The 5334-nt window shown below is 71.8% G+C and carries 5 protein-coding genes; all 5 read left to right on the forward strand.

Going from position 1 to position 5334, the window contains the following annotated elements:
* Nucleotides 1-250: 250 nt before the first annotated feature.
* Nucleotides 251-763: a hypothetical protein gene (locus tag ACYC1Z_RS14040; protein WP_461410142.1), complete on the forward strand. Its 513-nt coding sequence runs from the start codon at nucleotides 251-253 to the stop codon at nucleotides 761-763.
* A 39-nt stretch (nucleotides 764-802) separates the two neighbouring features.
* Nucleotides 803-1288, forward strand: coding sequence for a hypothetical protein (locus ACYC1Z_RS14045; protein ID WP_461410143.1), 486 nt, complete (start codon nucleotides 803-805; stop codon nucleotides 1286-1288).
* A gap of 20 nt (nucleotides 1289-1308) precedes the next feature.
* On the forward strand, nucleotides 1309-2205 hold the full coding sequence (locus ACYC1Z_RS14050) for a fimbrial biogenesis chaperone (RefSeq protein ID WP_461410144.1): 897 nt from the start codon (nucleotides 1309-1311) through the stop codon (nucleotides 2203-2205).
* Nucleotides 2202-2831, forward strand: coding sequence for a DUF4402 domain-containing protein (locus ACYC1Z_RS14055; RefSeq protein ID WP_461410145.1), 630 nt, complete (start codon nucleotides 2202-2204; stop codon nucleotides 2829-2831). Before ACYC1Z_RS14050 ends, ACYC1Z_RS14055 begins: the two co-directional genes overlap by 4 nt.
* A gap of 52 nt (nucleotides 2832-2883) precedes the next feature.
* The coding region (locus ACYC1Z_RS14060) for a hypothetical protein (RefSeq protein ID WP_461410146.1) at nucleotides 2884-5334 on the forward strand (2451 nt) is incomplete at its 3' end.

Genomic DNA, 5334 nt, shown 5'->3' on the forward strand with positions numbered 1-5334 from the left:
AGCACGACCCCCTTCACCTGCACCCCCGGCCAGGTCTTCACCAACGCCTCGGCCAGTCTCGGACAGGGATACGTCTACGTCGGCGGCTCCATCGTCGCCGCCGAATCCACGGGAAAACCAGCGGGGACCTACAGCGGCTCGGTCGTGATCACAGCCAGCTATCCCGCCTCCTGAAGTCTGATCCCCTGACCTTCCTCGCAGTCCTCCCTTGCTTCTCGACGCAGTTCCCCCCACCACCCCGAGCACTCCCATGATCAAGCGCTTCCTCGCCATCGTCCTCCTGGCCACGCCGGCCCTCGCCGGTGCCCAGAGCGTGACCGCGACCGCGACGGTCCTGCCGACGGTCAGCAACGCGATCACGAACATGAACTTCGGCAATGTCACCCCGGGCACCGCCGTGACGCTCGCCGCCGACGCCACCCCGAGCTCGCCGCAGCAGGCGGGTCTCGTCGCCCTCACCTTCAACACATCCACCGCGACGGTCGCGATCCCGGCGTCCGTGACGATGAGTCGGACCGGCGGCGGCACGATGGTCGCCAACCTCGCGTGCGGCAGCGCCCCGACGGTCGGCGGCACCGTGACCGCCCAGACGGCGGCCGCCTGCCAGGCGGGCGTGGCCTTCTCGTACAACGGCAACAACTCTGCCCTCGCGACCGGCGCGCTCTACATCGGTGGCTCGATCGCCGCCTCGCAGAGCCAGTTCGCCCGCGCCGGCGTCTATACCGGCAGCTTCCCCGTCACGATCACGAACACCGCGAACTGAGGCACGTGACGGGGCGCCATGGCGCCCCGTCCTCTCCACATGACTGGCACGGGGTGGTTTTTCAGCTGGGGCGGGATCCTCACGGCAGCGCTGATGATGGCGATCCCGGAGAGTGCCCGCGCCCAGCTGGCCACACCGCTCCAGGGGCTCAGCTTCGGCGCCCTGATGGCCGGAGTCCCCGACCGGGTGACCCTCCAGGATTCGCCGCGCCGCGCCGAGATCAGTCTCACCTCGACCGGCACGGGGAGCACGCAGGTGGACCTGCGCTTCATTCTGCCGACGGCGATGATCCATCTCCCCACCGGCGCTCGGCTTCCCCTCGCCTTCGGGACCGCCGACGCGGCGGTGTATGACGCGAAGAGCGGCAAGGTCCAGCTGTTCGATCCGGCGGTGGGAACCAGCTATCGCCTCAGGAAGAACGCGGTGACGGTATACCTCGCCGGCACGGCCCTTCCCGGGGTTGCACAGCGCGCCGGAGCGTACGCGGCCTCGGTGACCCTGCTGATCACGAACCCCGCCCAATAGCACCCCCTTCGCCTCCCCCCATGCGCCGCCTCTCGCTCTCCGACATCCCCCGCCTCCCCGTCCGACTCGCCGCGCGCGCGCGGCTCGTCGCGGGCGCGCTCCTGCTGCTCGGCAGCGGCGCGCGGTCGCTGCGCGCGGTGACGGTGAGCCCATCGGCGCTGTACATCGACAACCGCACGCGGTCCGGGGTGATCACGCTGATCAACACCGGCACCCGACCCGAGGAGATCGAGATCGGTTTCGCCTTCGGGTACCCGCGCGCGGATTCGCTCGGCGCCGTCACCGTACAGCTCCTCGATACGGTGCCCGGCGGCGAGCCGTCCGCGGTCTCCTGGCTGCGCGCCTTCCCGCGCCGCATCCGGCTGGAGCCGGGGCAGCGTCAGGCGGTGCGCGTGCTCGTGCAACCCCCGGAGGGGCTTGCCCCCGGTGAGTACTGGGCGCGCATCCTCGTGCGCTCCCGCGGTGCCCAGCCCCCGATCGAGGAGCGGCAGGGGGAGATCCGGTTGCAGGTCGAGGTGGAGACGGTCATCGCCACTGCGCTCTCCTACCGCAACGGGCCCGTGAGCACGGGCATCGTGGAGGCGCCGGTGCGCGCCGTGCCGGTGACCGACAGCCTGCTGCGGCTGGTGATGGATCTCGAGCGCCAGGGCAACGCCGCCTTCCTCGGCCGGCTCCGCGCCGAGCTGGTGTCGCCCGCCGGCGTGGTCGTCGCGCGTGAGGACGAGGACATCGCGGTGTACCGGACCATGCGGCGGAAATTCGACATCGTCCTGCCGCCGGAGCTGCGCGGGAAGTCGCTCGCCGGCTTCGTCGTGCGATACTCGCTCGACACCGAGCGGCAGGACCTTCCTCCCGGCGGCGCCCTGCCCGTGCCCCCCCGCCAGGGGAAGGTGTCGGTCTCGGAGCGGTCGGGATGACCCGCACGCGCCTGCGCCTCGCCGGCAGCGCCGCTCTGCTCGTGGGCGTGCTGGTGCTGCTGGTGCTGCTGGTGCTGCTCGCCCCCCGCACCGCGCGGGCGCAGGGGCAAGCGTCGCAGCCGCTCGGCGGGACCGCCTTCCTGGACTTCGCCACCACCGGTGCGGGGGTGCGCAATCTGCGCTTCGGTGACGTGACGCCCGGATCGGCGGTGAGCGTGGATGCGGCAGCAGGGGCGGGCGCGGCATGCAGCGGCGGCTGCCAGTCGGGACTCTTCACCTACCAGAACGTCAGCACCTTCTTCCTGTTCCGGTATCTCCAGGTGACCTTCCCCTCGCTGCCGACCGTGCTCACCGGCCCGGGGGGCGCGACGATGCCGGTGAGTTTCCGCGCGAAGGGCTGCCTCGTCAATCGGACGACCGGCGTGGACTACTACTGCTTCGCCAACGCCGCGATCACGAGTGGCGGCACGTACCGCATGCAGGTGAATTCGCCGGCTCCTGGCGGCGCGGTCGCGCAGCGCGACGCGAACCTGTACGTCGGTGGCACGCTCACCGCGGCCGCGGCGCAGCGCGCCGGCGTCTACAGCGGCACGGTGACGGCCGTCTTCGCCTACACGATCTTCTGAGCCCGCCATGCGGCTGCCATCTCCGGCAGCCATCCTCCCCCAGCTCCGCGCCGTGCTCCTCGCGGTGGCGTGCCTCGCCACGCCGCTCCGCGCCCAGGTGCCCGGCGGCTTCGAGCAGGGGGTCTACGACCTCCGGGTAGGCCGGGCGGCTGGCGTCACCAGTCCCGTGCTGGTCACCGTCCGCGGCGCCGTGCTGGTCCCCGTGGATCGCGTGATCGCCCTCACCGGACTGCCGGAGCCCGTTCGCACGAACGACTCCGTTCGAGCGACCCCGGTGGTGGGCACGACTCGCGCAGCGGTGCTCGATCTGCGCGCCGGCCAGATCTTGCGCGACGGGGAGGTGCACCCGATCGCGAGCGACGAAGCCGCCGTGGTGGACGGGCAGATCTATCTCGCTCCTGCGCGACTCGCCGAGTGGCTCGGGGCGCGTGTGGTGGAGGATCGCGAGAATCTCGTCATCACCTTCTCGCGCACGCCGCCTTTTCCCGTGGAGCAGCAGGTGACCACGCGCGAGCGCCGCGCCGCGTACGGCAGCCGTGTGGGGATGGCCGACAGCGCGCGCGCGGCGGTCCCCTGGGTGGCCCGCTCGGGAGGAGTGGCGGCGGAGTGGAACCTCTCGCTCCCCTCCGCGGACCTTGCGCGCAACGCGGCGCTCCAGCTCCAGGTGGGGGGGGCGCTCTTCGGCGGCGGCTTCCAGGCGGGGAGCACCGTCTCCAGTCGGCGCGGGCTCGACGCCGCCGAGCTCTCCCGGAGCTGGCGCTACGCCTACGTCAATCCGCTGTCGCCGTTGCTCCGATCGGTGGAGATCGGGAACCTGGGCACCGCGACGAGCTATCGCGCCATTCGCGGGATCGCGATCTCGAACGTGCAGCCCTTCCGCAACGGCTTCTTCGCCTCGGTCCCGGTGATTCCCGACGTGCCGGCCGGCTGGTCGTACGAAATCTACCAGAACGGAGTGCTGCTCGGCTTCTCCGACGGCGCGCAGCAGACCGCGGTTCCGGTCCCCCTGTACTACGGCAGCACCCCGGTGGAACTGCGCTTTCTCGGGCCGGCGGGCGAGGAAGTCACGCGCGCGTACGTGTACCAGGTGGTGGGCCAGCAGCTTCCGCCGGGCGCCGTCGAGTACGCGATCGGGGCTGGCTCCTGCCCCGCGGCCGCCAAGTGTCGCCAGGTCTCGTACGCGAACCTGGCGTATGGAATCCGTCCCTGGATGACGGTGAGCGCGGGGGCCGAGCTGGTGGATTCGCTGGGGCGGCGCGGCTACCCGTATGCCCGCGCGCTCCTGGCCATGCCGAGCGGGTACAACGCGCGGGTCGAGCTCACTCCACAGATTCGATCCGCGAGCGTCGCCTTCCTGGGCCTGGGCCGGCTCGCGGCGTCGCTGTCGGCGGGGGAGACCGCCGCCGGCGCGGCGGTCGCCAGCTTTGTGGACGCGACCCGCAGCCGGCGCTTCCTCGAGCCCTCGCTCGTGTTCCCGCTGCGCGGCGAGCCGCTCGGGATCCGGGCGCTGCGCGTCGAGGGCCGAGTCGAGCAGCCGGCCGGCCGCTCGATGGACCGCATCCGCGCCACCCACTCCGCCCATCTGCCGCGTGGGCAGTACGGGCTCCACTACGATCGCGACCCCCTGCAACGGCTGGGGTTCGTGAGCGCGAGCGGTACGTCGCTCGTCCCGCTGCGCGTGCACCGCTGGAGCGGCCTGGTCCCGGTGCAGACCGATGCGGCCTTCACCCGCCGGGGGCTGCAGCGGGTGAGCCTCGGGACCATGGCAGGCAATGGGCAGAATCGGAGCGTGAGCGCGACCGTCCGCTGGCTCCGGCCGCAGCAGGGCTTCTCGCTGGTGATCTCCTACAACGCCTTCCTCGGCCGCTTCCGCCAGTCGGCCGCGGTCTTCGCGACCCCGCGGCGCGCGATCGCGACGACCGTGTTGGGGGGCACGGCGGTGTACGACCGGCGCAACGGTCTGGCCCAGAGCGACCGCTTCGGGATCAACACCGCCGGCGTGACCGGCCGGGTGTTCTTCGACGAGGACGCCGACGGCCGGTACTCGAGCGCCGATCGGCCGGCCGCGGATGCCCGCGTCATCGCCGACGCAGGCGCCACCCGCACCGATGCGGAAGGGCGCTACCGGCTCTGGGGATTGCTTCCCTACGAGCCCACGCGCGTGGTCGTGGACACGCTGCAGGGGATCGACCTCGCCTACGCCCCGGCCACGCCGGAGTCGCGGCTTCGTCCCACGCCGAACCTGTTCAATCCCGTGGACATCCCGCTGTTGCGGACGCGGGAGCTGGTGGGGCAAGTGGAGGGGTGGGCGGAGATGGCTGCGGGGGGCATCGGGCTGGAGCTTCGTGACGTGACGACCGGCAAGGTGCGGGAGGTGATCACCTTCAACGACGGCGCGTTCTATATGAGCCGCGTGCCCCCCGGTCGCTACGAGTGGCGGATCGCCGAGTCGTCGCTGCGGGCCCTCCGCGCGCAGGTGGTCACGCCGTGTACGCCGCGGGTG

The organism is Georgenia sp. (assembly GCF_054605595.1).